We start from the raw sequence: 25,457 nt of genomic DNA, 5'->3' as shown, positions 1-25,457 counted from the left end.
GCGAAGTGACCTTGGACTCGGCATCCGTCGGCAAGCCTGCAAAAAAGGATTTGCCCGCACCCCGTGCACAGCGGAAGCCGGTGACTCGGTCCTTCCACGGAAGGGACTTCACCGATAACTTCGAGTGGCTCCGCGATAAGGAAAACCCCGAGGTTATCGAATACCTAGAGGCTGAAAATGCCTACACCGAGGCCTTTACCTCCGACCTCGATGGCACCGCAGACACGATTTTTAAGGAGATCAAGTCGCGCGTGCAGGAGACCGACATGTCGGTCCCAACTCGCCTGAATGGCTGGTGGTACTACTCGCGTACCCAGGAGGGCAAGTCCTACGGGATGAGCTGTCGTGTGCGCGCGGAGGCCGGTGACGGTCTTGATGCATGGATTCCGCCGACCATCGCCGACGACGCCCCGGCACCAGGAGAACAGGTCATCCTGGATGCCAACGAGCTTGCCGAAGGGCATGATTTCTTCGCCCTTGGTGCAGCAAGCATCTCCGCGGACGGCAATCTGCTGGCTTACTCCACCGACGTCACAGGCGACGAGCGCTACACGCTGCGCGTAAAGGATTTGCGCACGGGCGAACTGCTTGACGACGAAATTGCGGGCATTTCCGCAGGTGCTACCTGGGTCGGCTCGGAGTGGATCTTCTATCAGAAGGTCGACGAAGCCTGGCGGCCGGATTCCGTGTGGCGTCACCGCGTGGGCACCTCCACCGAGGACGATGTCTGTGTCTTCCATGAGCCCGATGAGGCCTACTGGGTTGGAGTCGGCACGGTACGCAGCGAAAAGTACCTGATTATTGAGAGCTCCTCGAAGATTACTTCCGAGGTTTGGTACCTGGACGCCAGTGACCCGACTGGTGAGTTCACCTGCGTGCGCCCGCGCGAGGCCGGTGTTGAATACGACATCGACCACGCCGTCATTAGCGGCCGGGATATGTGGCTGATTACACACAATATGACTGGTTCGAACTTCGCACTGGCCATGGTGCCGGCGGGGTCTTTCGACAGCATTTCGGATCTCACTGAGCTGGTTCCGCACCGCGATGACGTCCGCGTTGAGGGCGTCGACTGCTTCGCTGGGCACATCGCGTTTGGTTACCGTCGTGGCGGTATTGGCCGTGTGGCGCTGGCGGTATTGGATTACGATGAGGATGGTGCTGGCTCCGCTGGTGATGCCTCTGGTACAAGCGATGCTGCTGCTCCAGTGCCAGCGTCCGCTGTGAACTTCGTCGAGCTCGACTTCGACGAAGAGCTCTACTCTGCAGGCACTACCGGCAACGCTGAATGGGACACCCCAGTGTTGCGCTACGCTTACGGCTCCTTCACCACGCCGTCGCAGCTTTGGCAGATTGATATTGCCTCGGGCAAGCGGGTGCTGCTCAAGGAGCAGAAGATTCGCGGGGAGTTTAATCGCGGTGATTACGTCGCCAAGCGTGAATGGGTGAGTGCAAGCGATGGCGCCCAGATTCCTGTCTCGATTATTCACCGCGCGGATCTGGACCTGAGCAAGCCGAATCCGACGCTGCTCTACGGCTACGGTTCCTATGAAGCCTCGATGGATCCGGGCTTTTCTATCGCCCGGTTGTCGCTGCTGGATCGTGGGATGATCTTTGTCATTGCACACGTCCGCGGTGGTGGCGAAATGGGCCGTGGCTGGTGGGAGAACGGCCGCGCAACCACGAAGAAGAACACATTCACTGACTTCGTCGCCGTCGCTGACTACCTGCGGGATTCCGGTTGGACCACGCGCGAGCAGCTGGTAGCACTCGGCGGTTCGGCGGGCGGCATGCTGATGGGCGTGGTCGCGAACATTGCTGGCGATAGGTTCGCGGGCATTCAGGCCGTGGTCCCGTTTGTCGACTGCCTGACATCCATGCTGATGCCAGAGCTGCCGCTGACCGTGGTGGAGTGGGATGAGTGGGGCGATCCGTACCACGACCCGGAGGTCTACGACTACATGGCCTCCTACGCGCCGTACGAGAACATCTCGGCCGATGCGAAGTACCCGAAGATTCTCGCGATTACTAGTTTGAACGACACCCGCGTGCTCTACGTGGAGCCGGCAAAGTGGATTGCCAAGCTGCGCGAGGTTGTCGGAGGTCAGCCGGGGCAGTTCCTGCTCAAGACCGAGATGTCCGCTGGTCATGGTGGTGTTTCCGGTCGTTACGAACGTTGGCGTCAGACTGCCTTCGAGTACGCCTGGATTGTCCACACTGCTGGTGCGGTGGAGTAACGGCATGGATATGCGCACGCTGCTGGCAGCGCAGGGTTTTGACACCGATTCGCTTTCCGACGATCAGTTGGCCGTCTACCACACCCTTTTTCGGCGGCGGGATGTGCGCCGCGAATTCGCCGGAGAAGTGGTGGACAGGGAGCGATTGATGCGCGTGTTGGCGGCGGCCCACGCCGCCCCATCGGTGGGGCTGTCCCAACCATGGGACTTTCATATCATTCAGAGCCCGGACCGCCTGCGGCAGTTTGCCGACCACGTAGCCGGACGCCGCGCTGAATTCGCGGCCAAGCTCGAAGGCGAGCGGCGTGAGACCTTCAATCCGATTCAGATTGAAGGAATTGTGGACTCGGGAACGGGCATCGTCGTCACCTATGACCCGACCCGTGGCGGCAAGAACATTCTCGGCCGCGACACCGTCGATGACACCGGCCTCATGTCAGTCGCGCTGGCTATTCAGAATCTGTGGCTGGCTGCTACGGCAGAGGGGCTCGGCGTCGGCTGGGTCAGTTTCTACCATGAGGATTTCCTGGCCGACTTTGTCGGTGTCGAGGCGCCCGTGCGCCCGGTGGCTTGGCTGTGCATTGGTCCGGTAACGCACCTGGCAGCGGAGCGTGACTTGGAGAAGTTCGGTTGGCGCAAGGGACTGGCGCTCGATGAGGTTGTGCATTGGGGATGATCCGCGCTGCAGACGCGAATTGATGCCCTGCGATGGCGCTTTTTTGAACTCTTACTTGAAAGGCTTCTGAGTATTCTCCAAGCCTTGTCCTCTCCGTTACCAAAAATTTACATACGCCTGTTTTTGTTGAATCCATGGCAGGCAGTGGGGTGCAAGAACAGATTCGGACGACCGACCAGGTCATTCGTCCAGCGGGCAAAGAGCTCGTAACTGTTGACGGTGGTGTGGTCGGTTCGCCGCTTTTGGTGTCGGTGTCGGGTTTGCGCGATGGCACGTTGCTCGACGTCGCTCGTTTCGTGGCAGCGATGGAACAGCGTGGTATTACACCGTCTCTGCTGGTAGCGCCGCATGCGGGTAAAAACTGGTCGTTGCGGGAAGCTCCGGCGGTGCTGGATTGGCTCCGCCGTCGTAGCGATGACGGCATCGAGATTGTTCTCGCGGGGTTCGATCAGTCAGTTCGAGGCCGGGGCGCGGAATTTGCGTCGTTAAGCGAACATGAAGCGCGTTTGCGCCTGACCGCCGCAACGCGCCAGATGCGTGCGATGGGTTTTGAGACGGACGTCTTTGCACCACCGAAGTGGACCATGTCGCCAGAGACCATGAACGTGCTGCCGGAGCTGGGCTTCCGTGTGGCAGCGGACCGAAATGGTGTCCGCGACCTGACCACTGGTGCTGTTGATCCGACTCGCGTGCTGGCTATCGGCGAGGGCTTCGGCGGCGCCGGTTGGTGGCGCCGTGCGGTGCGCTCCTCGGTGCAGCGCTCGCTGGAGAAGGGCCGCGCGGTGCGCATCTCCGTCAACGCTTCGAAACTGCGGGAGCACAAGCTGCGCCAGGATGTTGTCGGCATCATTGACCAGGCGGTCGATGGGGGTGCGCAGCCGGTCAACCACTCTTCGGTGCCACTGGGCCGCGAGCTCTTTGAAGGTATGGAGCAGGTCGGCTAGTCGCTACCTCTGACGGCTATCGGGGGACTGCCCTAGTGTGGGGTTTATGAGCAATCTCTTCGACATCCCAGTGACCACCATCGACGGCAACGAAGCAACGATGAACGACTGGGCAGGCCACGTTCTGCTTATCGTCAACACCGCCTCGGAGTGCGGTTTCACGGATCAGTACGACGATCTGCAAGGACTTTTCGACGAATTCGCACCCCGCGGCTTCTTCGTCCTCGGCTTCCCCTGCAATCAGTTCGGTGGGCAAGAGCCCGGCAGTGCCGAGGAAATCAAGCAGTTCTGCCAGCGCGAATTCGGCGTTACCTTCCCGCTCTTCCAAAAGACGGAGGTCAACGGCGATGGCGCGCACCCACTGTACAAGCTGTTGAAGGAAACCCCGGACGCCGACGGCGAGGCTGGGGATGTGAAGTGGAACTTCGAAAAGTTCGTTGTCTCGCCCGAGGGTGAAGTCATCGGCCGTTTCCGCTCCAAGGTCTCGCCTGACGACGATGCTCTGCGCGACCTCATCGAGGAAAACTTGCCTATTTAAACTTGGCTATTTGGTGGCGTCCAGCGGTGCCTGCTCGAAGTAGCCCGTGGCACCGTAGCCCACGATGCCACCTCGGTTGCGCAGGGTCATGCTAGCTAGACCGACCTTGCCAAGCTCATCGCCACCGATGGTGACCCAGTCACCCTGAACCGCGACAACCATGTTGGCGTGCACCCCAAGGCCTGCGGGGTAGCGGTAGAAAATGATGTCACCCACCTGAGGAGAGAAGTCCTTGTCGGTGACGAAAGCATCATGTGCCTTGTAGGCATCCATGAGCTGTTCGACATCCGTAACCAGCCATGGGTTCTCGGCTGCGGCAGCCGAATCCTCGGGCGTATCAAAGACCGGAACACCCGCGGACGCGAGCAGGAATGACAAGAATGGCGCAGTCCAGGAACCGGAGCAGTCGACCGTGTTGCCGAATGCGTCAAGGTTTGGATTCAGCTTCGCGGTCTGGTTCGCAGCTGTGGGTGCAGAACCCGGCCTGGTGGCAGCAGCGGCGGCGACGGCATCTGCATCAGCAGTTGGGTCTGCGTCTGAATTCGGGTGCTCGCCGACCTTGGGGATAACGCTGCGGATGTCGTCATCAGTAGCGCCACACGCCAGGCCGAAGTAAACCTCAGGGGAGGGCTGCTCCTCGTACTGATAGCGCGCAACATCCTTCAGAGCCTGCTGATAGTAAGGGCGGTCTGCCTCGGTGCGGGGGAACGTGCCACCACGCCACGCCAGAACATTGATAGGACCGAAGAGCGTGAACCACCCGGCGAAGAGGAATACCGCCGTCAGTACCAGGATGGAAACAGGCGGGATAGCGGCGCGAACACGTTGCAGCATGCTCGGTGAGGATGCGTTCTCCTGGCCGTCGTCAAGCGATGGTGAGGAAGACTCAGACCGTGCTGCGTGAGGCTGCTGTGCGGGCACAGGCGCGGGTGAATCGGTGGTCATATCTTCTCAGGATAGTAGGCGGCGCTGCGCTCGTCCTTGGCGAGTGCGTCTGAGCCGTACGTAATGGCCTAGTCTGCGGCTCCTGCTGCAGAAGAGGGCGTGCAGTTAAACTGTGGTTCATGACTTCACCCGACATGCGTAACGAGGCCGAGCACGACCCTCGTGAGGATCTGCCGAGCTTCCTGCGTGAGCCGGACAAAATAGACAAGCTTCTCTATGCATCGCTGATGCTGGTTGCCGTGTACGGCTTTGCAATCATCCCGTTCCGTGCGGTTTTGCTGCTCAAGTACACGTTCTTGCACACATGGCTGACAGGATCGAATCTGTCGGTGCTGATTCTCGCGTCGGAAAACGAGGACCGGCCGCTCTTCCTCTTCGCTGTTGTAGTGATTGCGGCGCTTTCGACAATCAAGTTCATGCCGTTCTTCTACTGGATGGGCAAGAAGTGGGGCACGGAATTCATAACGATGAGTTTCGGCGGACACCCACCGCGATGGTTTAAGAAGATGGAGAACTTCATCTATGAACGCATCGGGCTGAGTGTGCTGGCATCGTTTGTGCCATTCTCGCCGATTCCGGCCACGATTGTCGTGGCCATCGGTGGTATTGCGAAGGTGCGCGGCTGGGTAGTAGGCGTGTACCTCTTCTTCTGTGCCGCAATGCTCAAGTGCTTCTACCTGTACTTGGGCCTGAAGTTTGGCCCAAGCATCCAGGGCTCCCTGCAGACGATTGACCGGTACGTCACCTACATCACCTTCGCGCTGATTGGCTGGATGTTCCTATCCATCTGGTGGAAAAACAGGAAGCCGGGTAGCCAGGCGGCTTAATCCTGTTCGCGCTCAATCAGCGGCAGTGGGCTGTACTTGTCACGCAACGCCTTCAGTGACAGATCGTGAGCGTGCAGGCGCTTGTCCTCATCCGTCGTCGGCTGGAAGTGCGGTACCGGCTGCGGGTTGAAATCGTCATCAATTGCGACATACGTCATGGTCGAATGCAGTGCCTTGCGCAGGCCGCCGACACCCTTGCGGGGCTCACAGCAGTAGACCTGCACCGACAGGTGCATCGAGGTCGTGCCTGTACGCAGGATGCGTGCGCGCACCTCAACCAGGTCGCCAATGTGGATCGGGCTGTAGAAGCGAATACCACCTGCGTAGACAGAAATGGTCTGGCGCCCTGCCCAGTTGGTGGTAACTGCCGTCGCAGCCTCGTCGATCCACTCCATAGCGGTGCCACCGTGGACGTTTCCGCCCCAGTTAACATCGGTCGGCTTTGCCAGGAAACGAGTGGTCAGCTCGGGTGCAGAAGAGTCCGCGGAGTAGGTCTGCGCGCGCATGCTGGCCTCGATGTCGCGGCGAAGCTCAAAACGGGAAAGAGCGGCCTTCTCAACGCGCTCTTCTTCCTCCGTTTGCGGCACCCACTTCGGCACCGGAGTCGACTTACCGTTTTCATCCATGGCCACGAAGATCACCAGGCAGTCAGCTGCGCGGGTGAACTTGCCCTCGCGCGGATCAGCCGAGAGCACTTCGTTGACGATGTGCATGGAACTGCGGCCGGTATGCGCAATCTTGGAGCGCACCTCAACAATGTGGCCGCTGGGAATCGGGCGAGTGAAGTGAATGTGACCGAAGTACGCAGTCACGCAGTAGCGTCCCGACCAGCCGGTCGCGCAGGCGTAAGCGGCCTTGTCAATCCACTGCAACACACGGCCGCCGTGGACAGAATTGGTTCCGGCCATAATGACATCGGTCGGCGATGCCATAAAACGGAGTACAAGAGATGGTGATGCCGGAGCATGCACCTGTTCAGCTTTTTCAGTTGACTGCGTATCCATATATGAAAGCATAACTCTAGGATGAGGTTATGGTATCCAAAATCTCGCCTTTCGACGTTCGCAGCGCTCTTTCCACCGCCGCACCCTGGGCGGCGCAACGGCTTCTCGGTCGCGAATTGCTATCTGACCAAGAGGCTGCCTCCTTCATCGGGCCGGATGGGGCGCAGGGGTCGTCGTTAAGCCGTGCGAGCCTTGCCAAAGCGGTACGTCTGTCCGTGCGGATGCTCGCCCAAGAGGCTCCGGGGCATAGCGTCGAGGTGCGCGTGCCGCCCTTCGTCGCGGTCCAGTGCATTGAGGGGCCCAGGCACACGCGCGGTACGCCGCCCAATGTCGTGGAGATGTCGCCGGAGATTTGGCTGGGACTCGCGTGCGGAATGATCACGTTAGAGCAGGTGCAGGCGCACATCGATATGTCGGGCACGCGCGCGGCGGAAATTGGGAATCATCTGCCGGTGGCGCGCATTTCTTAAAGCCCGTGGGGGGGATGCTGAATTGGTGCCTAGGCGGGTGGGGCTATTAGTGTGAATGTCGTGGCCGATACCAACATTTCAGGTGCACCAAAGTCCAAACTTTTGCCAAATTCGCCTTACGACGATCTGGGGGAGACATCCCCGCGCGAAGAATGTGGCGTTTTTGGCGTTTGGGCACCTGGCGAAGACGTGTCCAAACTCACCTACTATGGCCTGTTCGCCCTGCAGCATCGCGGACAGGAAGCCGCCGGTATCGCAGTCGGCGACGGCGACCAAATTCTTGTATTCAAGGACCTCGGGCTTGTTTCCCAGGTTTTTGATGAGCAGACGCTCGACGCTCTGAAGGGGCACGTAGCGGTGGGGCACACGCGCTACACCACCGCTGGCGCTCCTGCGTGGGAGAATGCACAGCCGATGTTCCAGATGGCCTCTGACGGCACGGACATCGCGCTGGGGCACAACGGCAACCTGACCAATCACCTCACGCTGTTCCATGAGGCGGTCGACAAGGGCCTGCTGCGTGAAGAGGGCGAGCTGCCCAGTGACTCCGCAATCATGACCACTTTGCTTGCCGACGAAACCGGCAAGATTGACCACCCCGAAGATTACGGCTGCAGCACCAATGTAGAAGCGGCCGCGATGGCACTGCTGCCACGTTTGAAGGGTGCTTTCTGTCTTACTTTCACCGATGGCGAGACGCTGTACGCCGCGCGTGACCCATACGGTGTGCGCCCGCTGTGCCTGGGTCGCCTGTCCGGTGGCTGGGTAGTCGCATCCGAGACTTGCGCGCTGGATATCGTCGGTGCATCGTTCGTCCGCGAGATCGAGCCAGGCGAGATGGTGACCATTGATGCTTCCGGTGTGCGTTCGCAGCGTTTTGCCGAGACCACCCACGCTGGATGCATTTTTGAATACGTCTACCTGGCGCGCCCAGACTCCAACATCCGTGGTCGCTCCGTCAACGCGGTGCGTCTTGAGCTGGGCCGCCAGTTGGCCCGCGAGTTCCCGGCTGACGGTGACCTGGTGATGCCGGTGCCGGAATCCGGTACCCCGGCCGCTGTTGGCTACGCCCAGGAATCGGGTATCCCGTTTGGTCAGGGGCTGACCAAAAACGGCTACGTGGGGCGTACCTTCATTCAGCCTTCGCAGACGATTCGTCAGCTGGGCATCCGACTGAAGCTGAACCCGCTGAAGGAAGTTATCGCCGGTAAGCGCTTGGTCGTGGTCGATGACTCCATTGTCCGCGGCAACACCCAGCGCGCCCTGATTCGCATGCTGCGTGAGGCCGGTGCAAAGGAAGTGCACGTGCGCATCGCCGCACCGCCGGTGAAATGGCCGTGCTTCTACGGCATTGACTTCGCTTCTCCGGGCGAGCTGCTGGCCAACGGTGTCGATGAGAATGACATTGTCGCCGGTATCGCAACCGCGATTGGTGCCGACAGCCTGGGATTTGTCTCCATCGATGGCATGGTCGCCGCTTCCGAACAGGCAAAGAGCGAAGTGTGCTGTGCCTGCTTCGATGGCAAATACCCACTGGGGCTGCCGGAGGGCAATCCGAATGCGGCAGCTGTGGAGAGGATGCAGGCAGCCCAGGCTGCCAAAGCCGCAACGAGCAATTAGCCTCGAAACCTCCTTAGAATGAACTACGAGAACTGAACCGAGAACGAAGCGCAAGCGGTGCCGTGGAGTGCAGCCGTTGCTTTGTTCCTGGTCCGCCAATACTCCCGGATACGGCAGTAACGCCGCCCGGGGGAGAAAGTTTAAAGCGAGAGCCTCTAATGACCGAGAACGTTTCTGGTGCTTCCTACGCTGCAGCCGGTGTCGACATCGAAGCCGGCGACCGCGCTGTTGAACTATTCGCCCCGATTGCCAAGAAGGCCACTCGCCCAGAGGTCCGTGGCGGGCTCGGTGGTTTTGCCGGCCTGTTTGCACTGGGCAACTACGAAAAGCCGCTGCTGGCCGCATCCTCCGATGGTGTGGGGACCAAGTTGGCCGTGGCGCAGGCCGTCGGCAAGCACGACACCATTGGCCTGGACCTGGTCGCCATGGTCGTCGATGATCTGGTCGTGTGCGGTGCCGAGCCGCTGTTCCTGCAGGACTACATTGCAATTGGCAAGGTCGTGCCGGAGCACGTCGCCGAGATCGTTTCCGGCATCGCCGAGGGTTGTGTCCAGGCGGGTTGCGCGCTCCTGGGTGGCGAGACTGCAGAGCACCCGGGTGTGATGGAACCGGGTGAGTACGATGTCTCAGCTACCGGCGTCGGTGTCGTGGAAGAGGACAAGCTTCTCGGCCCGGACCGCGTGCGTGAGGGCGATGTCATTATCGCCATGGAGTCCTCTGGACTTCACTCCAATGGCTACTCGCTGGCTCGCTACGTTCTCCTGGAGAAGGCCGGTCTGGAGCTCGACGGTTATGTCGAGGACTTCGGGCGCACCCTCGGTGAGGAGCTGCTGGAGCCAACCAAGATTTATGCGAAGGACTGCCTGGCTCTCATGAACGAGGCCGAGGTCCGCACTTTCTGCCACGTCACCGGTGGTGGATTGGCTGGCAACATGGTTCGCATCATGCCGGAAGGCCTGACCGCCGACATGAGCCGCGCAACTTGGACCCCGGGTCCGATTTTCAAGACCATTGCTGAGCTCGGCAACGTCTCCCGCGAGGAGATGGAGAAGACCTTCAACATGGGTGTTGGCATGGTTGCGATTGTTTCTGCAGAGGACCGCGATCGTGCCCTGGCTCTGCTGACTGCCCGCCACATCAACGCTTGGGAGCTGGGTACTGTCCGCAAGAGCGAGGCTGGCGAGGACGGGGCTGTTTTGCGCGGCAGCCACCCGCGCTTCTAGGTTCGGCCGGCCGTCGGTTTACTGCGACGGGCGGCCGGGGACTGGGCCGGCTGGTCTGCCGTGGAGGGCGGCCTACTGATGCGACGGGGCGGTCTAGATTCTGGGTTGCACAACGGAGATCCCAGAAAACCACGGGCTGCAAATGTGAAACTGTATGAGTTTATGACACTTTCGAGCCGTTTTTCGGGCGATTTTTGTCATAAACGCAGTCAGTAACTCGGATTGATCCGCCACCGCCGAACATAATCGGCGGAACATAAACGCAGTCGACTAAGCAAAAGCAAGCACCCACCAACGGAATCGTTGGTGGGCGCTTGCTTTATTGAAATAGAAACGCTTTGCGGAAAATACGACAGCGGTTAGCTTGCGCTAGCTGTCGCGACCAGCGCCTGAGGCCCATTCCTCCCAGTCAGAGTAATAGTCGTCTCGATCGGACTCGTTCGACTTGCCGACGAGTTCCCGCTGCAGACGTTCCAAATCCATTTCTGGTGAATCGTACTTGAGCTGACGGGCAACCTTCGCCTGCTTTGCTTTCGCACGGCCGCGACCCATGGCCTGACCCCCTTGTGTAATCCGTGGGGCGGCACGGGGATACGGCCGACCCACTTATGTCTTATTGCGTTAATTCCTGTAAGACACCATAGCCGATTTTTAGACGAAGGGGTTACGCGGGGAGGCCCATAGTGGGTCGTGTCCTCGCGCTCAGACAACTCAATATGTGCTGTGGCCTGGGGAAATGTCCTTTCTGAAAAAGAATGGAAAAAGTTATTTTTTCACCACTCTGTCTGGTGGCTTTACCTATTTCCTGTTACCTATTTCCCACGCAGGCGGTTGATGGCCACACGGCCCGGCGGCAGCTGCTCAACGCGGTCGATGGAGGAAGGGTCGACGGCCACGGCGCAGTCACCCACCACAAGGCCCTCGCGCTCCTGAGCTGAGCGTTTAAGCAGAGCCAAAGCAATCGGGCCGTAATCGGCATGTTGCACGACGGTGCCCACGCGGCCCACGGCGCGCTTGCCCATCATCACTGGATCGCTGGTTTCCGGCAGGGTGGCCGAGCCGTCGAGCTGCAGCATCACCAAAACTCGTGGGGAGCGACCAACATTGTGGACACGTGATACCGTCTCCTGGCCGCGATAGCAGCCCTTGTCCAAGTGCACGGCAGCCTTGTCGAATTCAGAGGCGATCCAGCGCGGAGCCTCATGCGGAATCATCTTCTCGTCTACGTCGATTCCCAGCTCTGGGCGCAAGGAGACTACGCGTTCGGCCTCCCAGCCCATCAGGCCAACGGGGGAAGCGCCAGCAGCTACCAACGCGTCCCAAGCGCCGACTAAATCCTGTCGGCGCACGAGCACATCCACACGCCCGCCGCGTGGCCACGGTAGGTGCCGGACGTAGGAATGTCCCACAGTCGTAGCTTTACCCACCTGCGGGAATGCGAGGCCAGCGGAGACCAGTACCTCAGGGGCATTCGGCCCCATGACGGAAATAATCGCCCGTTCTACCTCAGCAATTTCCACCTTGGACCAGAACACCATCATGTTCAGGTACTTCAACAGGGAGTCGAAGCCGGCAGGGGGCACGTCGATAAGCACGGAATCGTCCAAAACAGTCAACGTCATGTGATGGAGAATGTGACCGTTTGCATCCAGGTTCAGTGCTTCAGTGACAGTGCCGGGAGCGGCTTCGTCGACCTTCTGCGAAAAAAGTGTGTTGAGGTAAGTCAGGCGATCCTCGCCAGTGACCTCAATAACGCGGTAATACGAGCGATCTACTACTCCGCAGTCCTCCTGCAGGTGACGTTGCTCTACCAGCGGACGGCCGTAGTGCCATGCCACGCTAGCTTGCCCTGTGGTTTGCTCAACGGTTTTCGCTGAGTTTCCGTCTGGGGCGTTCTCTGAGGCCTTCTCCAAACCTTCCATCTGTCCGCCCAGTTCGAGGGCAGCGGCGCCAGCCACGTGAGACATCAAAGGACTTACATACTCAACACTCACTCCCTCATGTTAACCAGAAATCCTCAAATTAAGCATGGATTAAGCTTGTGTGTATGACGGATTCGCTTTCTTCTCTAGTGCTTATCGACGTCTTTGCAGACGGCGGCCCGATTGCTGTCGAGGCAGGACAGCCGTTCCTCTACGCGGATGATCTCGGAGCTATTCGCGGCGACGGAGTTTTTGAAACACTCCTGGTCAGGGGTGGTCATACCTGTAATACCGACCGGCATGAGAAGCGATTCGCATCGTCAGCGCTAATGCTGGATTTGCCAACCCCAGATCTGCAGCAGTGGCGGGCGGCTACCGAGGTCGCACTACAGGAGTTGCGCGATAGGTCAATTGAGGGGGATGCGACGTTGCGGTGGGTGTACTCGCGTGGTCGCGAGTCCACCGGAGAGCCGACTGGCTACGTTTTGGCTAGCTCCGCGGAAAAGGTGGCGGAAAACCGTCTGAAGCCGGTATCGGTCATGCTTGCAGAGCGCGGTTTCTCGCTCGACCTTGGCTCCCGTGCACCGTGGGCGCTCATCGGCGCGAAAACGTTGTCATACGCAGCTAATATGGCTGCTTTGCGCTATGCCAAGTCCAAGGGGTTTGACGATGTCATCTTCACGTCCGCAGAGGGCAAGCTCTTGGAAGGCCCAACATCGACCATCATCGTTCAGCGCGGCAATGAACTGCTGACTCCCAACCCCGGTGAAGGAGTGCTGCCGGGCACAACTCAGGCAGCGCTGTTTGAAACAGCCGCCAACTGCGGCTGGAAAGTCACCCCGACGGTCCTGGTGCCCGGGGACCTATTCACCGCCGATGCGGTGTGGCTAGTGTCTTCGGTGCGTATCGCGGTCGTGGTTAAGTCCATCGATGGTGAACCCATCCGGCAGCCGGATGCAATCGCGGAAAAGGAATTCCGCGACCTGTGTGACAAGGCGCTGGCGACGCAGTAGGGCTTGACGCAGTTGGGGCGCCAAACGGTGGGGCTTGATGCAGTTGGGCGACGCAGTAGGGCCACACAACGCCCGTCGTAAAGCGGGGAGAACCTAGCCCGCGTAGCGCTTGAGCTGCGCGGACATGCGGGGAGCGAACTCCTCATCCCGCAGGCGCTCGTCCACCCACCCGAGATCGTTGTTCGGCATCAGACCGTAGAGGCGCTTGCCCGGGCCAAGGGATGCAGGACCGGTAGCAGTGACCATTGTGGAGGCTGCCTGCAGTTCCCATGCACGCTCGGAAACCGGCTTGCCGTAGTAGATCTCAGTGACGCCGGTGGAGTGGACGCAGATGAACTCAATCTCGTCCTCGTTGTTAATGCGCCAAAATCCTGTTTCGCGCTGGTCAGGGCCGGTCGGCTTGCCTTCTTCGTCCAGCTTCCAGATGCGCGACTCATACTTCAGGTAGTTCTCGCCATCGTGGCTGAAGATGAGCTGCTGGCCGAAGTTGTACTCGCCGTCGACGACAGTGTTCGCCTGCCCCTCACCGCGCCACACGCCGACCAGCGGCAGTAGTGCCAGCAGGCCGTCGTGAATATTCGGGCCGAAGCGCAGGTTAGCGGTCTCGTCGGGGATCGGGAGCCCCTCAAGCTCAGTGATGTTGCGCGTAGCGGTGCTCTTGGCCTGTTCGGCCGCGCGGTTGATGGCCTCGTTGCCGTCGAGGCGAGGGGCTTCCGCAGCTGCAGGCTCCTGTGCAGCGGCGTCTGTCTGGTTGCTGCCATTCTTCTCGGTCATGCTTCACACTCTACCGCTGAAGCTCTTGTGGCCATGTATGGGCTGTTGTCGCATGGTGCTAACGCTGCACCGACGCTTAACGGCGATGCTTGACGACGGCCTTAGCGACGCACCCGACAGTTCTTCTCCGGCAGCTTCTCCGTGGATTGAGCTGACGCCTCGGCATCCTGCTGGGATGTCGGCGGCATGAAGTTTGTTGGCGACACGGTGCACAGAATCTGTTCGCCTTCGATGGTGATAGAACCGCCCGACACGTACACGCGAGTCGCCGGCATGCCCATCGGTATCTCTGAATCCCGCAGCGTCAGAGCGAAGGTGTCCATGATGTGCTGCGTATCAGCCTCAGACAGCTCAGGTTTGATGTGGCTTTTAGAATCCGTTGGGGACGAGGGCGCAGAAATAATCTCCATCGGCGTAATGACCACGTCGCGGCTGACAATGCGCAACTTCGCCGTAACCTGGGTTTTTCCCTGCCATCCGGCTGGCGTGGCCTCGAAGATAGCCTCGGTCTCCCAGCCGCCGGTGGGGGAGGAGTCCTTCAGGCTCTGGATACTCAAGTCTGTCAGTCCCAGCTTGTTTCCCAGAGAGACACCGTCGAGCGAGAGCTTAGTGAAGTACTGCTTCGTCGGCGATTCTGGGAAATTACCGCTGAGCACCGCCGATGCCGGGACCTTAACGTTGGAGGCTCCGTACTCCAGAGATACCAAGCCGAAGTCGGGCACCTCGACATCGCGGATGCGCGAGGTTACGGAGCTCCATTTTCCCGTAACAAAAGAGGACAAGTAGGCCTTGCCACCAATGGCGACGTATGGGGTCATCTCCAGCTGAGCAGTCTCCTGAATATGCTCGGAGAGCTTGTACTCCGCATGGCTGGCGAAGCCCATGTCGGTGGCAATCACCAGCGCGGCAACGGCGAGGATAGAGCCACCGATCTTCTTCTGTCGTCGGGAAATGGACACACTCTATTAGTACCCCATCGCTTTTGGCTCAGACGACATCGGGGAAGTGTTGAATTCGCTGCTGTGTATAAGGTGGGGCGTATGAACGTAACCGAACTGCTTGACGTAGACACCACCGCCGCCGATACGCTACTGCAGCACGCCCACTCCGCCGACGGCGTGGAGGCGTTCGGCGAGGCTTTCGTCCGAGGGCTTGACGACGAATCTTTCGGGCATCGACACTTTGCGATTATTGAGAACGACCGTTACTTGGGCCTGGCCGCCGTTGCGCCGGATGCTGTGGAGATGGTTGTTGACCCGGAGTTTCGTAAGCAAGGAGTGGGGGCGAAGCTGCTTGCGCACATCGATGCTGAGGTCGGCGAGCGCCTGCCTGTCTGGGCTCACGGTGATGTCGCCGGTGCCAGTCGTTTGGCAGAGTTGACGGGACGCAAGGTCATCCGCGAGCTGTTGCAGATGTCCATTTCGAGCTCAGCGTTGGAGAAGGCTGCGGGGGCCGTCGATAAGCGCGATGATGTTGAAGCGCTAACCCTGACTGCGGCACGCGCGAAGTGGGGTGAGGCGGCCGTGGATCGGGCGTGGTTGGCTGTGAATAACGAGGCGTTTGACTGGCATCCGGAGCAGGGCGGTTGGTCGCAGCCACAACTCGATCGCGCTCGGAACGTGCAGTGGTTCGACCCGGAGGGCGTGTTCTTTGCTGCGGATGTGGCCGGGGCGCGCGACAGTGCGGAGGAGATTTGCGGTTTCCACTGGACGAAGTGGCATGCCGAGGAGTCTGTGCCAACTGGCGAGGTGTATGTGATTGGACTGAGCTCGAAGGCACGCGGACGTGGTCTCGGACGATGGCTGACCAACGTTGGGCTTTCCTATCTCCGAAACCGGGGAGCGGAAAAGGTAATTCTCTATGTCGAAGGCGACAATGCGCCGGCAGTGCGCACGTACCGTGCGGTCGGTTTTGAGGTGGCCCGCCGTGATGTGATGTACGGCGCGTAGATGTGACGGTTCGATTGGGGGGGGGATTGAAGGCGAGTTATTGGGGAGGGGGAGCTTAGCTTTATCTCAGTTTTAGGTGGTTTTCCTCTGGCGCGGGGGCAATGATTCTTGTGTTTTTGAGGAGATGCTGTCCAATCCTCAGTGTTTCAGGGGCGCATTTTAGGGCCTCTTACAGGGAAAATGAGGATAAATAAAGAATTACTTGCGCCGTTCACCAATTGTTAATGTTCTGAACAGGTTCCGGTTACTATCGGTAGATAGGTTCAGCGCAGTGGACCGGAGTGTGGCGGTTCCACGTGAACTGTTTCACTCATTGTGTAAAACCCCGGAGGATTTACTGTGCTGAAGAAGAACCGTGCGGCATCTGTCATTGGTTTGGCCGCTGTTGCAAGCCTTACCCTGGCTGCTTGCTCTGAAGAGGGCGGCGAAGGCGCTTCTAACGTTGAGGGTCTGGCTGACGTCACCGGTGAGCTGCAGGGCGAGGGCGCTACCTCGCAGCAGCGCGCCATGGATTTGTTTGCCACCAAGTTTGAAGAGACCGGCTCGACCCTGTCGTACAACGCATCTGGCTCTGGTTCCGGTCAGACTCAGTTCATTGCCGGCACCGTTGCTTTCGCTGGCTCTGACTCCCCGCTGAAGGAGAAGGACGGCAAGGACCAGGTCGCAGAGGCTAAGAAGCGCTGCGACGGCAATGAAGCATGGCACCTGCCGATGGTTATCGGTCCGGTTGCCGTTGCCTACAACCTCGAGGGTGTTGACGTCGCTCTGACCCCGGCTCTGGTTGCTGAAATCTTCGACGGCAAGATCACCAAGTGGAACGACCCGAAGATCGCTGAGGTCAACGAAGGTGTCGATCTTCCGGAGAAGGACATCAAGGTTGTCTACCGCTCTGAGGAGTCCGGTACTACTGATAACTTCATGAAGTTCCTGAGCGCAGCTGCTCCGGAGCAGTGGCAGCACGAGGCTTCCAAGTCCTTCCCGACTGCTACTGGCCAGGGTGCTAACGGCTCGGCTGGTGTTGTCAACGAGGTCGCCAACATCGACGGTGCTATCACCTACGTCGAGGCTGGCTTCGCTGAGGACAAGGACCTGGGCATCGCCAAGATGGACTTCGGTCATGGCCCGGTTGAGCTGAACAACGACACCGTCGGTAAGGCTCTGGATTCCGTCACGTTCAAGACTGAGGGTCACAACATGGTTGTTGACACCGACGCTCTGTTCGCAATGGACGAGGAAGGCGCTTACCCGCTGGTTCTGACCACTTACGAAATCGTCTGCTCCGCTGGTTACGACGAGCAGACTCGTGACCTGGTTAAGAACTTCCTGAAGGTTGTTCTGGAAGAGGGCCAGGGTCCAGAGCTCGAAGAGCTGGGTTACATCCCGGTTCAGGGTGAGTTCAAGGACAAGCTGTCCGCAGCGGTTGACGCTATCAAGTAATTCTTTGCGCGCAACGCGGGTGAAAGCAGAGTTGGCTCTGTCGTTACCCGGTTGGCGCGAGGATCACTTCAGCCGGCCACGCAGATTTGAGCTGTAGGCCGAAAACCTGACGTAGACCGGTTGGCTTTATATATCGACACCTCAGTTGATTGAGTACCGCTCGTAGAGGGGTACTGAGGCCAATCGGTCTTCATGCGCGTTGAAGCACAAATCACTTCTACTTAGGAAATGAGATCATGAGTTCGTCGACTCCCATTGAAGGGAAGCAGGAGGCTGTAGACAGCAGTCTGTTGCAGTCCTCAGCACCGCAGGTGGATTCCTCCGGCGACGAGAGCTCGGAAGAGCAAGCCATTCAGACCGGCGTTGTTCGTCCTGGTGACCGAATCTTCAAGATTCTGGCGGTAGGATCTTCCGCATTGGTGACTGCCGCCATCATCGCAATTGCTGTGTTCCTGCTCCTGCGCGCAGTTCCGGCAATGTCCCGTAACGAAGCGAACTTCTTCACCTACACCGAACGATGGAACCTGGCGGATACCTCCGCCATGTACTTCGGTATTCCGAACATGTTTCTGGTGACCGTCGCGGTTTCCATCCTGGCGCTGATTCTGGCTATGCCGGTTGCGCTGGGTATTGCTATCTTCCTGACTGCCTATGCGCCAAAGAAGATGGTCAAGCCGCTGGGTTACCTCGTGGATTTGCTGGCTGCAGTGCCGTCGATTGTTTACGGTCTGTGGGGCTTTATGGCTCTCGGTCCGGCATTGGCTGGTCTGTACGGGTGGTTGGCTAAGACGCTGGGCTTTATCCCGATGTTTGCCCTGTACCCAAACTCGCCGGCATTCGAGACCGGTCGAAACCTCTTCACCGGTGGCATTGTGCTGGCAATTATGATTCTGCCGGTTATCGCGGCTACCACCCGTGAAGTCTTTGTTCAGACCCCGCGTGGTCACATTGAGGCATCGCTGGCTCTCGGTGCGACCCGTTGGGAGATGGTCAAGCTGGCTATTCTGCCATTCGGTCGTTCTGGTTTTATCTCCGGCTCGATGCTGGGTCTGGGACGTGCCCTCGGTGAGACGATGGCTCTGTACCTCGTAATCTCCCCGTCCTCGGCATTCCGTGGCTCGCTTTTCGACGGTGGTACCACCTTCGCAACCGCAATTGCTAATGCGGCACCGGAGTTCAATGACAACCTCAAGGCCGGCGCTTACATGTCCGCAGGTTTGGTGCTGTTCTTGCTGACCTTCGTGGTCAACTCCGCAGCCCGAATGATTGCGAAGAAGTAGCAAGGTCGTAGGAAAAGAAACGAGAAGTAACAATGACTAGTTCAACTACTGATTCTTCGCCTCACGGCCCTGCAGACATGGTCCCCACCACGGAGTCGGCATTCACCCAGATTAAGGGTTCCCGCAAGGTGGCGGACAGCGTCTCCACGGTCCTGATTTACTTCTGCATGGCTCTTGCTCTGGTCCCGCTGGTGTGGGTTCTCTTCGAGCTTGTCGTCCGAGGTACCCCGTCACTGCTGAGTGGTGAGTGGTGGACTGCATCCCAGCGCGGTGTCACCGTTGGTGCGTCTGCCGGCGGTGTTGCGCATGCAATCGTCGGTACCTTGGTTCAGGCTCTGGTTACTACTCTCATGACCGTGCCGTTCGGTATCTTCGTCGCCATCTACTTGGTCGAGTACGCAGGTAACTCCCGCCTGGGCAAGGTCACCACCTTCATGGTCGACATTCTCTCCGGTGTGCCGTCGATCGTCGCGTCGCTGTTCATCTACTCGATGTGGGTGGTCATGTTTGGCATGAGCCGTTCCGGTTTCGCCGTCTCGCTGGCGCTGGTTCTGCTGATGCTGCCAATCGTTGTCCGCAACACCGAGGAAATGCTGCGCATCGTTCCGCACGAGTTGCGTGAAGCCTCTTACGCTCTGGGTGTTCCGAAGTGGAAGACCATTTTGAAGATCGTGCTCCCGACCGCACTGTCGGGCATCGTCACCGGCATCATGCTGGCCGTCGCCCGCGTCATGGGTGAGTCCGCACCGATGCTGATCCTGGTTGCAACCTCGCGAATCATCACCTATAACCCGTTCGGCCAGTCGCAGTCCTCGCTGCCGCTGTTCATGCTGGACATGTACAAGGCCGGTAATACCGGTGCGGCATTCGACAAGATGTGGGGCGCAGCGCTCACGCTGGTTCTCATCATTGCCCTCATCAATATCCTGGCGCGCGTCATATCCGCCAAGTTCTCCGTCAAGAGCAGTTAATGCTGGGCGCCTAACGTCCGCTATTTCAAGGAAGGTTTTTGAAAGACCATGGCTAAGCGCCTAGACCTTAACGATGTCAACATCTACTACGGCGATTTCCACGCTGTGCAGAACGTCGACCTGCACGTCCCGCCGCGTTCCGTTACCGCATTCATTGGCCCGTCCGGCTGTGGTAAGTCCACCGTGCTCCGTTCGCTGAACCGTATGCACGAGGTCATCCCGGGTGCCTACGTCACTGGCGAGGTGCTTCTCGACGGCGAAAACATCTATGGCCCGAAGATCGATCCGGTCTCTGTTCGTAACACCATCGGTATGGTGTTCCAGCGTCCGAACCCGTTCCCGACCATGTCCATCGAGGACAACGTCGTGGCTGGCCTGAAGTTGGCCGGTGTTAAGAACAAGGCTCATCTCCAGGAGGTTGCCGAGAAGTCCCTGCGCGGCGCCAACCTCTGGGATGAGGTCAAGGACCGCCTGGACAAGCCGGGTGGCGGCCTCTCTGGTGGTCAGCAGCAGCGTCTATGCATCGCACGCGCAATTGCAGTTGAGCCGGAAGTTCTGCTGATGGACGAGCCGTGTTCCGCACTGGACCCGATTTCCACTCTGGCAATCGAGGACCTGATTCATGAGCTGAAGGAAGAATTCACCATCGTCATCGTGACCCACAACATGCAGCAGGCAGCTCGTGTGTCCGATCAGACCGCATTCTTCTCCCTCGAGGCAACCGGTAAGCCGGGTCGCCTGGTTGAGGTTGGCCCGACCAAGAAGATCTTCGAGAATCCAGACAAGAAGGAAACCGAGGACTACATCTCCGGTCGCTTCGGTTAAACGCTTTGCGTATGCCGTAATAAGCCAAAAAGAGCCCCGTACTTCACGCGTGTTCACGCGAGGTACGGGGCTCTTATTGTTGTTGCAGTTTATGAGATTGCTGTTTGTTTCGGTGTGGGGCCGGGGGTGAAAATAATGTTTGTTTTGGGGCGGAATTGTCTGTTTGTTATCGGGCGGGGTAATCTTCCGAAGACGCAATCGAGCGTCCCCCGGAAAACTGTAGAGGGATCTGGGTAAATATATTTACATAGGAGTTATTCAATTATGGATAACCAGCAAAACGCGCAGTTCAATCCTCAGTTTTCCCCTGTGGGTGAGCAATCTTGGCCAGTAATCGCCGAAGAGAAAGCGCCGAAGCCAATTGTCGGTTACATTGCACTTGTAGTTGCGATTATTGGTTTACTCGGTTGTATCCCGGGGGCTTTGATTATTGGTTGGGTGGCGCTACCGGTTGCATTTATTTTATCGGTCGTCGGACTGTTTCAGCGCGCAACTACCAAAAAACCAGCTCTTATCGCTCTGATTCTTTCTGTGTTGGGATTGCTCATTGCGCCAATTGTATTTGTTTCTTCGGTAGGCAATGCCGTGGATGATGCGTTCAATCGGGATACGACTGCCTCTAGCCCGGATGGAAGCAAATCTGATTCTTCCGATTCTGGTGCTGCGGGCAGTAGTCGGGAGAATCCGTTGCCGATTGGAACGACCATCGAAAGTGAGCAGTGGGCCATTACTATCGATAGCGTAAATCTAAACGCTAACGATGAGGTTCTGGCGGAAAATCAGTTCAATGACCCTGCTCCAGAGGGGTTTGTATACGGACTTGTGCATGTTACTGCAAAGTACAAGGGGAATGACCCTCAGGGGCAGAGTTCCTGGCTTGGTATTAATTATGTAACTGCAGGTGGCCAAACCACGGACGAAACGGAGCTTTGGGCGGTGGCGCCTGACGAGTTTGACACCCTCGAGACGGTGTATGAGAACGGCGAAATCGCAGGTAACGTGGTAATCGTTGTGCCCATTGATGGGGCAGATCAGGGAGTTCTGGCAGTCACCCCAGATTTAATGTCAAAGAAGTCTTTTGTTGCTGTCTCTTGAGTAGCGGCTGTCTCTTGGGCCGCGGGGATGGACACGATATAGGAATCGGCATTCTCCAGACATCTAACGCGAAAAGTAATCGCACAAACAGTTACTGACTAGGTTTATGACAGGTGAATAGCGTTTACAGGCGGTAAAGTGTCATAAACCTAGTCAGTTTCTCGGTTTGAGGCGGTGTTGTGGCTGGGGCAGTGTTTGGCTGGGGCAGTGTTTGGCCTGGTGTGGCTTAAAAACGGCTCCACTCCGGCCTAAAACCCGCGCCCCAGGCCAGCAGCCACCCCCAACATCCCTACAGCTCAGCCGAACACCCAGCCACGCCCAGCAGCCCTACAGCCCAGCCCCCCCCCCAACAGCCTGCAGCTTCACGAACCTACATCCGCAGGTGACGCTCCAAGGCCTGCAGGCGTTGGTTAAAGCTGCGCTGGTCGCGTTCGTCCTCAAGCTTGTCCAGGTAGACATCGCGCTTGTAACCGGTGGCCAGGTAAATAATCCGGGCGGCAACCTCGACGGCGTGATCCGCGTAACGCTCGTAGAAGCGGCTCAGCAGAGTGACATCCACTGTCTGCGCAGGGGAGTGCGGCCAATTATCGTCGTTGGTCAGCGTAAACAGGTGCTGGTGGATGTCGTCGATGCTGTCATCGGTCTTATCCAAGGCCAATGCCTGGTCAACGTCGTAGTCGATGAGCACCTGACGGGTTTCGTGCGTCATCTGTTCAGATACGGAGGCCATCTCGCGGAAGAACCCCTCCACGGGCTCTGGTAGTGCCTTGTTCGGGTGGCGACGCCGGGCAACGTTGGCAATATGCACACTCAATGCGCCCATGCGGGAGATGTCCTCGACAATGTAGAGGCCACTGACAATCTGTCGGAGATCACCAGCCACAGGAGCTTCGCGGGCCAACAGCTCGAAGGCTCGCTGCTCCGCATCCTGGCGTAGGTCCTCGAGAGAATCAATCTGGGAAAGAACTGTTTCAGCCGAGACCAAATCAGCCTCGAAGAGGGCCTTGTTCGCAAGCTTGTGCATGGAGCCAACTCGGTCACACATCACAATCAGGCTGTGGGCCAAGTTGTCCATTTGTTCTCGGTAGACAGTGCGCATGCGTTCCATAGTAGGCAATCCTCAACAACGTCGCGCGTTAGTGGGGAGCCCCCAATTACCCCTCGTAAAGTTATGTAAACACTCGCTCAGAACCGAAGCTTAGCCACCGGAGTGCATAATCTCCGCGCCCTCGGGCACGGTGTCGTCCTCCGGGTCGTCCAGCCAGCCCTCCGGCAAGACCACCTTTGCAGGGGACCCCTGTCGGCCGCGGGCGCCGTCGGAGTCCTCCGGGCGGGCGTGGGCGCTGGGGCCGTCGTAAAGCGGTGCGAGAATCTCGTCGAGCGTTGCCAGCGAATCGACGCGTGCGAGAGACTTGCGCACCTCACTGCCGGCGGGGTAACCGCGCAGGTACCAGGCGATGTGCTTGCGCAGGTCGCGGCAGCCCTTACGTTCGCCCTCGTGCTCCACGAGCAGTTCCGCGTGACGACGGATAATCCCCGCGACCTCACCAAATGTTGGTGCCGGCGGCACTTCTTCGCCACGCAGCTCGGCGGACAACTGCGCGAACAGCCACGGGCGGCCAAGGCAGCCGCGACCGACGACGACACCGTCGCAGCCGGTCTCGTCGAGCATTTTGCGGGCATCGGTGGAGGCAAAGATGTCGCCGTTGCCAAGCACCGGGATATCGCTGTAGCCGGAGTCGACCATGTGCTCCTTCAGCCGCGCGATCTGCGACCAGTCAGCGTGGCCGGAGTAGCGCTGCGCTGCGGTGCGGGCATGCAGAGCCACAGCCTGGGCGCCCATCTCAGCGGCGATGCGGCCGGCATCGAGATGCGTGTGGTGCTCGTCGTCGATACCGACGCGGAATTTCACGGTCACCGGGATGTCCGTGCCCTCAGTGGCTTTTACCGCTGCGGCGACGATGTTGCCGAAGAGACGGCGCTTATACGGCAGTGCCGAGCCGCCGCCCTTGCGAGTGACCTTCGGTACCGGGCAGCCGAAGTTCATATCGATGTGGTCGGCGAGGTTTTCGTCGACAATCATCTTTGCGGCCTCGTAGGTCCACTTCGGGTCAGTGGTGTAGAGCTGCAGGCTGCGCGGGTTTTCGTCAGGCGCGAAGGTGGTCATGTGCATGGTCTTCTCGTTGTGCTCGACCAGTGCTCGCGCGGTGACCATCTCGCAGACATAGAGGCCCGAGACCGTGCCTGTACGCTGCAGCTCCTGCTCGCGGCACAGCGTTCGGAATGCCACGTTGGTGACACCGGCCATCGGAGCGAGTACCACGGGGGAAGCGAGCTCAAAGGGGCCGATGTGCATGTGCGCGGACGTGGCATCGGCGGGCTTGGCGGCGCTGAGTGGACTCGTGGAGGTATCTAACACGTACAGTATTGTGTCACGCTGAACTGCCGTTTTCGAATCTGTTTTGGGCGGCCGGCTGGATTGGTCGTGCGTTTGGGCGTGCTCATCTATTCCACGAGCGTTTCAGCGGTTCCATCGCAAGTGTGGGGGCAATTATTAAAAACAAGCGCGTAATTGCTAGGCTATTTTGTTGCGCGGGCCTTTAGCTCAGCTGGTAGAGCTACGGACTTTTAATCCGCAGGTCGCGGGTTCGAGCCCCGCAGGGCCCACAAGCACGCAAAACCCCAGGTCATCAACAGCCTGGGGTTTTGTAGTATCTTGCCTGTATTTGCCCTCTGTGGCACCTACTTCTCCCGCTTGTGGTAGCCCATCCGTGGCTTGAAGCCCGCCGGGTGCTTAAGCTGCGCCACTGCATCGGCGACTATCAAGCGGAAGCGTGGCTTCATCGGTGGCATCTGTGAGATCTGGAACCATCCGACATCAGTGGATTCATCATCAGCGACATAGGGGACGTCGTCGCCAACAACACTGCAGCGCATGGAGATATCCAGATATGAGGAAACATCGCCGTTGAGGTGTTCGATAGGGCCAACGGCGCCAGTTCCAAGCAGGGCCTCAACTGTGACATCGAGTCCCGTTTCTTCCTTTACCTCTCGCACGGCGGCGTCGTGAGGCTGCTCGTCCGGGTCGATAATTCCGGTGACTGGGGTCCATTCACCATTATCGGAGCGACGAACCAGCAAGACCTCGGGCAAGGCGTACATCGGTGCATTCGGCGGAACATCGCGAATGACGATAGCCGTGACACCGGGGAGCCAGAGCGGAGCGTGGCCCACTTTTTCACGGAGCTGAACAATGAAATCCGGAATTGCCATAGTTGCGAGCTTATCTGAGTACTAGTAGCGTCCGCGGAAATAGTAAGAAACTCCAGTTCAACCGTGGATTTTGGGAAAAGGGTACTTATCCTCTATAGTTCTTTACGTTGCCAAGAGCGCGCGCAAATGCAATGTTCATACACTGCAGGTGTACGCGGAGTGTGCCACTGAGTGGGCAACTCTTTGCAGCGTTAAGTCGGGCTCCCATCGTCTAGAGGCCTAGGACTCCGCCCTTTCACGGCGGCAACACGGGTTCGAATCCCGTTGGGAGTACCACTAAAAATCATGATGGCCCTGTGGCGCAGTTGGTTAGCGCGCCGCCCTGTCACGGCGGAGGTCGCGGGTTCAAGTCCCGTCAGGGTCGCAATTCTAAACGCCAGTTCCGGTTGGAGCTGGCGTTTTTTGCTTTTGGTTAGTGGTGCGCTGGGCGTCGG

24 protein-coding genes and 3 tRNA genes are annotated in these 25,457 nt (G+C 58.8%); 18 read left to right on the top strand and 9 right to left on the bottom strand.

The features are described from left to right. Positions 1-5 precede the first annotated feature (5 nt). From CRD20_RS03440 to CRD20_RS03425, 4 genes are all read left to right on the top strand, one after another. A complete protein-coding gene (locus CRD20_RS03440; RefSeq protein ID WP_370545907.1) occupies positions 6-2,237 on the top strand; it encodes a S9 family peptidase in 2,232 nt (743 codons plus the stop codon). Positions 2,238-2,241: 4 nt separating this feature from the next. Continuing rightward, complete coding sequence (gene bluB, locus CRD20_RS03435) at positions 2,242-2,913, top strand: 5,6-dimethylbenzimidazole synthase (protein ID WP_070643318.1); 672 nt, start codon at positions 2,242-2,244, stop codon at positions 2,911-2,913. A 134-nt stretch (positions 2,914-3,047) separates the two neighbouring features. Next, positions 3,048-3,857, top strand: coding sequence for a polysaccharide deacetylase family protein (locus CRD20_RS03430; RefSeq protein ID WP_222865562.1), 810 nt, complete (start codon positions 3,048-3,050; stop codon positions 3,855-3,857). Between the two features lie 46 nt (positions 3,858-3,903). Then, a complete protein-coding gene (locus CRD20_RS03425) occupies positions 3,904-4,395 on the top strand; it encodes a glutathione peroxidase (protein ID WP_048732101.1) in 492 nt (163 codons plus the stop codon). Positions 4,396-4,401: 6 nt separating this feature from the next. On the opposite strand, the gene CRD20_RS03420 is transcribed toward CRD20_RS03425, so the two are convergent. Continuing rightward, positions 4,402-5,340, bottom strand: coding sequence for a hypothetical protein (locus tag CRD20_RS03420; RefSeq protein WP_224783816.1), 939 nt, complete (start codon positions 5,338-5,340; stop codon positions 4,402-4,404). Between the two features lie 119 nt (positions 5,341-5,459). Here CRD20_RS03420 and CRD20_RS03415 point away from each other — a divergent pair, with 119 nt between their 5' ends. Further along, positions 5,460-6,167 carry a hypothetical protein gene (locus CRD20_RS03415; protein WP_049193818.1) on the top strand — a complete coding sequence of 236 codons (708 nt, stop codon included), beginning with the start codon at positions 5,460-5,462 and terminating at the stop codon, positions 6,165-6,167. On the opposite strand, the gene CRD20_RS03410 is transcribed toward CRD20_RS03415, so the two are convergent. Next, positions 6,164-7,171, bottom strand: a complete 1,008-nt coding sequence (locus tag CRD20_RS03410; RefSeq protein ID WP_016421392.1) for an acyl-CoA thioesterase — start codon at positions 7,169-7,171, stop codon at positions 6,164-6,166. The genes CRD20_RS03415 and CRD20_RS03410 overlap by 4 nt on opposite strands. 29 nt (positions 7,172-7,200) lie before the next feature. On the opposite strand from CRD20_RS03410, the gene CRD20_RS03405 reads away from it, so the two are divergent. The 3 genes from CRD20_RS03405 to purM all read left to right on the top strand — a co-directional run bounded on the left by CRD20_RS03405 (position 7,201) and on the right by purM (position 10,484). After that, positions 7,201-7,641 (top strand): sterol carrier family protein, encoded by a 441-nt coding sequence (locus CRD20_RS03405; protein ID WP_016421391.1) that lies wholly within the window; start codon positions 7,201-7,203, stop codon positions 7,639-7,641. Between the two features lie 51 nt (positions 7,642-7,692). Beyond that, positions 7,693-9,261 carry an amidophosphoribosyltransferase gene (gene purF, locus CRD20_RS03400; RefSeq protein WP_070767417.1) on the top strand — a complete coding sequence of 523 codons (1,569 nt, stop codon included), beginning with the start codon at positions 7,693-7,695 and terminating at the stop codon, positions 9,259-9,261. A 158-nt stretch (positions 9,262-9,419) separates the two neighbouring features. Continuing rightward, complete coding sequence (gene purM / locus CRD20_RS03395; RefSeq protein ID WP_016421389.1) at positions 9,420-10,484, top strand: phosphoribosylformylglycinamidine cyclo-ligase; 1,065 nt, start codon at positions 9,420-9,422, stop codon at positions 10,482-10,484. A gap of 369 nt (positions 10,485-10,853) precedes the next feature. Here purM and CRD20_RS03390 read toward each other — a convergent pair whose 3' ends face one another. Together CRD20_RS03390 and CRD20_RS03385 are read right to left on the bottom strand one after the other, a co-directional pair. Beyond that, complete coding sequence (locus tag CRD20_RS03390) at positions 10,854-11,036, bottom strand: DUF3073 domain-containing protein (protein WP_005511943.1); 183 nt, start codon at positions 11,034-11,036, stop codon at positions 10,854-10,856. 260 nt (positions 11,037-11,296) lie between these two features. Continuing rightward, positions 11,297-12,451, bottom strand: coding sequence for a folate-binding protein YgfZ (locus tag CRD20_RS03385; protein WP_187404824.1), 1,155 nt, complete (start codon positions 12,449-12,451; stop codon positions 11,297-11,299). Between the two features lie 80 nt (positions 12,452-12,531). On the opposite strand from CRD20_RS03385, the gene CRD20_RS03380 reads away from it, so the two are divergent. After that, the gene (locus CRD20_RS03380; protein ID WP_049190238.1) at positions 12,532-13,419 is read left to right on the top strand and encodes an aminodeoxychorismate lyase; all 888 of its coding nucleotides are present in this window, start codon (positions 12,532-12,534) and stop codon (positions 13,417-13,419) included. A 93-nt stretch (positions 13,420-13,512) separates the two neighbouring features. Here the strand turns inward: CRD20_RS03380 and CRD20_RS03375 are convergent, their stop codons facing one another. Beyond that, positions 13,513-14,193 (bottom strand): FABP family protein, encoded by a 681-nt coding sequence (locus CRD20_RS03375; protein ID WP_016421386.1) that lies wholly within the window; start codon positions 14,191-14,193, stop codon positions 13,513-13,515. Positions 14,194-14,294: 101 nt separating this feature from the next. After that, a complete protein-coding gene (locus tag CRD20_RS03370; RefSeq protein ID WP_016421385.1) occupies positions 14,295-15,152 on the bottom strand; it encodes a DUF2993 domain-containing protein in 858 nt (285 codons plus the stop codon). An 81-nt stretch (positions 15,153-15,233) separates the two neighbouring features. On the opposite strand from CRD20_RS03370, the gene mshD reads away from it, so the two are divergent. The 6 genes from mshD (at position 15,234) to CRD20_RS03340 (ending at position 21,750) form a co-directional block, all read left to right on the top strand. Beyond that, positions 15,234-16,142 (top strand): mycothiol synthase, encoded by a 909-nt coding sequence (gene mshD, locus CRD20_RS03365; RefSeq protein ID WP_069359332.1) that lies wholly within the window; start codon positions 15,234-15,236, stop codon positions 16,140-16,142. Between the two features lie 339 nt (positions 16,143-16,481). Then, positions 16,482-17,579, top strand: coding sequence for a phosphate ABC transporter substrate-binding protein PstS (gene pstS, locus CRD20_RS03360; protein ID WP_016421383.1), 1,098 nt, complete (start codon positions 16,482-16,484; stop codon positions 17,577-17,579). Between the two features lie 236 nt (positions 17,580-17,815). Further along, the gene (pstC, locus tag CRD20_RS03355) at positions 17,816-18,859 is read left to right on the top strand and encodes a phosphate ABC transporter permease subunit PstC (protein WP_049173061.1); all 1,044 of its coding nucleotides are present in this window, start codon (positions 17,816-17,818) and stop codon (positions 18,857-18,859) included. A gap of 77 nt (positions 18,860-18,936) precedes the next feature. Next, positions 18,937-19,830, top strand: a complete 894-nt coding sequence (gene pstA / locus CRD20_RS03350) for a phosphate ABC transporter permease PstA (protein ID WP_042388200.1) — start codon at positions 18,937-18,939, stop codon at positions 19,828-19,830. Between the two features lie 48 nt (positions 19,831-19,878). Next, the gene (gene pstB, locus CRD20_RS03345; RefSeq protein ID WP_016421380.1) at positions 19,879-20,655 is read left to right on the top strand and encodes a phosphate ABC transporter ATP-binding protein PstB; all 777 of its coding nucleotides are present in this window, start codon (positions 19,879-19,881) and stop codon (positions 20,653-20,655) included. A gap of 264 nt (positions 20,656-20,919) precedes the next feature. Then, positions 20,920-21,750, top strand: a complete 831-nt coding sequence (locus CRD20_RS03340; RefSeq protein WP_049193810.1) for a hypothetical protein — start codon at positions 20,920-20,922, stop codon at positions 21,748-21,750. Between the two features lie 370 nt (positions 21,751-22,120). Here CRD20_RS03340 and phoU read toward each other — a convergent pair whose 3' ends face one another. Both phoU and dusB read right to left on the bottom strand, forming a co-directional pair. Then, positions 22,121-22,858, bottom strand: coding sequence for a phosphate signaling complex protein PhoU (phoU, locus tag CRD20_RS03335; protein WP_080969597.1), 738 nt, complete (start codon positions 22,856-22,858; stop codon positions 22,121-22,123). Positions 22,859-22,948: 90 nt separating this feature from the next. After that, positions 22,949-24,106 carry a tRNA dihydrouridine synthase DusB gene (gene dusB / locus CRD20_RS03330; protein ID WP_187404940.1) on the bottom strand — a complete coding sequence of 386 codons (1,158 nt, stop codon included), beginning with the start codon at positions 24,104-24,106 and terminating at the stop codon, positions 22,949-22,951. A gap of 238 nt (positions 24,107-24,344) precedes the next feature. On the opposite strand from dusB, the gene CRD20_RS03325 reads away from it, so the two are divergent. Continuing rightward, a tRNA-Lys gene (locus tag CRD20_RS03325) sits at positions 24,345-24,417 on the top strand. A 75-nt stretch (positions 24,418-24,492) separates the two neighbouring features. Here CRD20_RS03325 and CRD20_RS03320 read toward each other — a convergent pair. Beyond that, complete coding sequence (locus CRD20_RS03320; protein ID WP_070643090.1) at positions 24,493-25,023, bottom strand: NUDIX domain-containing protein; 531 nt, start codon at positions 25,021-25,023, stop codon at positions 24,493-24,495. A 200-nt stretch (positions 25,024-25,223) separates the two neighbouring features. Between CRD20_RS03320 and CRD20_RS03315 the strand changes: the two genes are divergently transcribed. Together CRD20_RS03315 and CRD20_RS03310 are read left to right on the top strand one after the other, a co-directional pair. After that, positions 25,224-25,299 (top strand) — tRNA-Glu (locus CRD20_RS03315). Positions 25,300-25,313: 14 nt separating this feature from the next. Then, positions 25,314-25,387 (top strand) — tRNA-Asp (locus CRD20_RS03310). Positions 25,388-25,457: the final 70 nt, after the last annotated feature.

Origin of the sequence: Corynebacterium sp. LK33, from assembly GCF_014334955.1 — a bacterium.
Lineage (GTDB): Bacteria > Actinomycetota > Actinomycetes > Mycobacteriales > Mycobacteriaceae > Corynebacterium > Corynebacterium jeikeium_D.
Note: the sequence above shows the minus strand (reverse complement) of the source record. Positions and strands in the feature narration are given on the sequence as shown.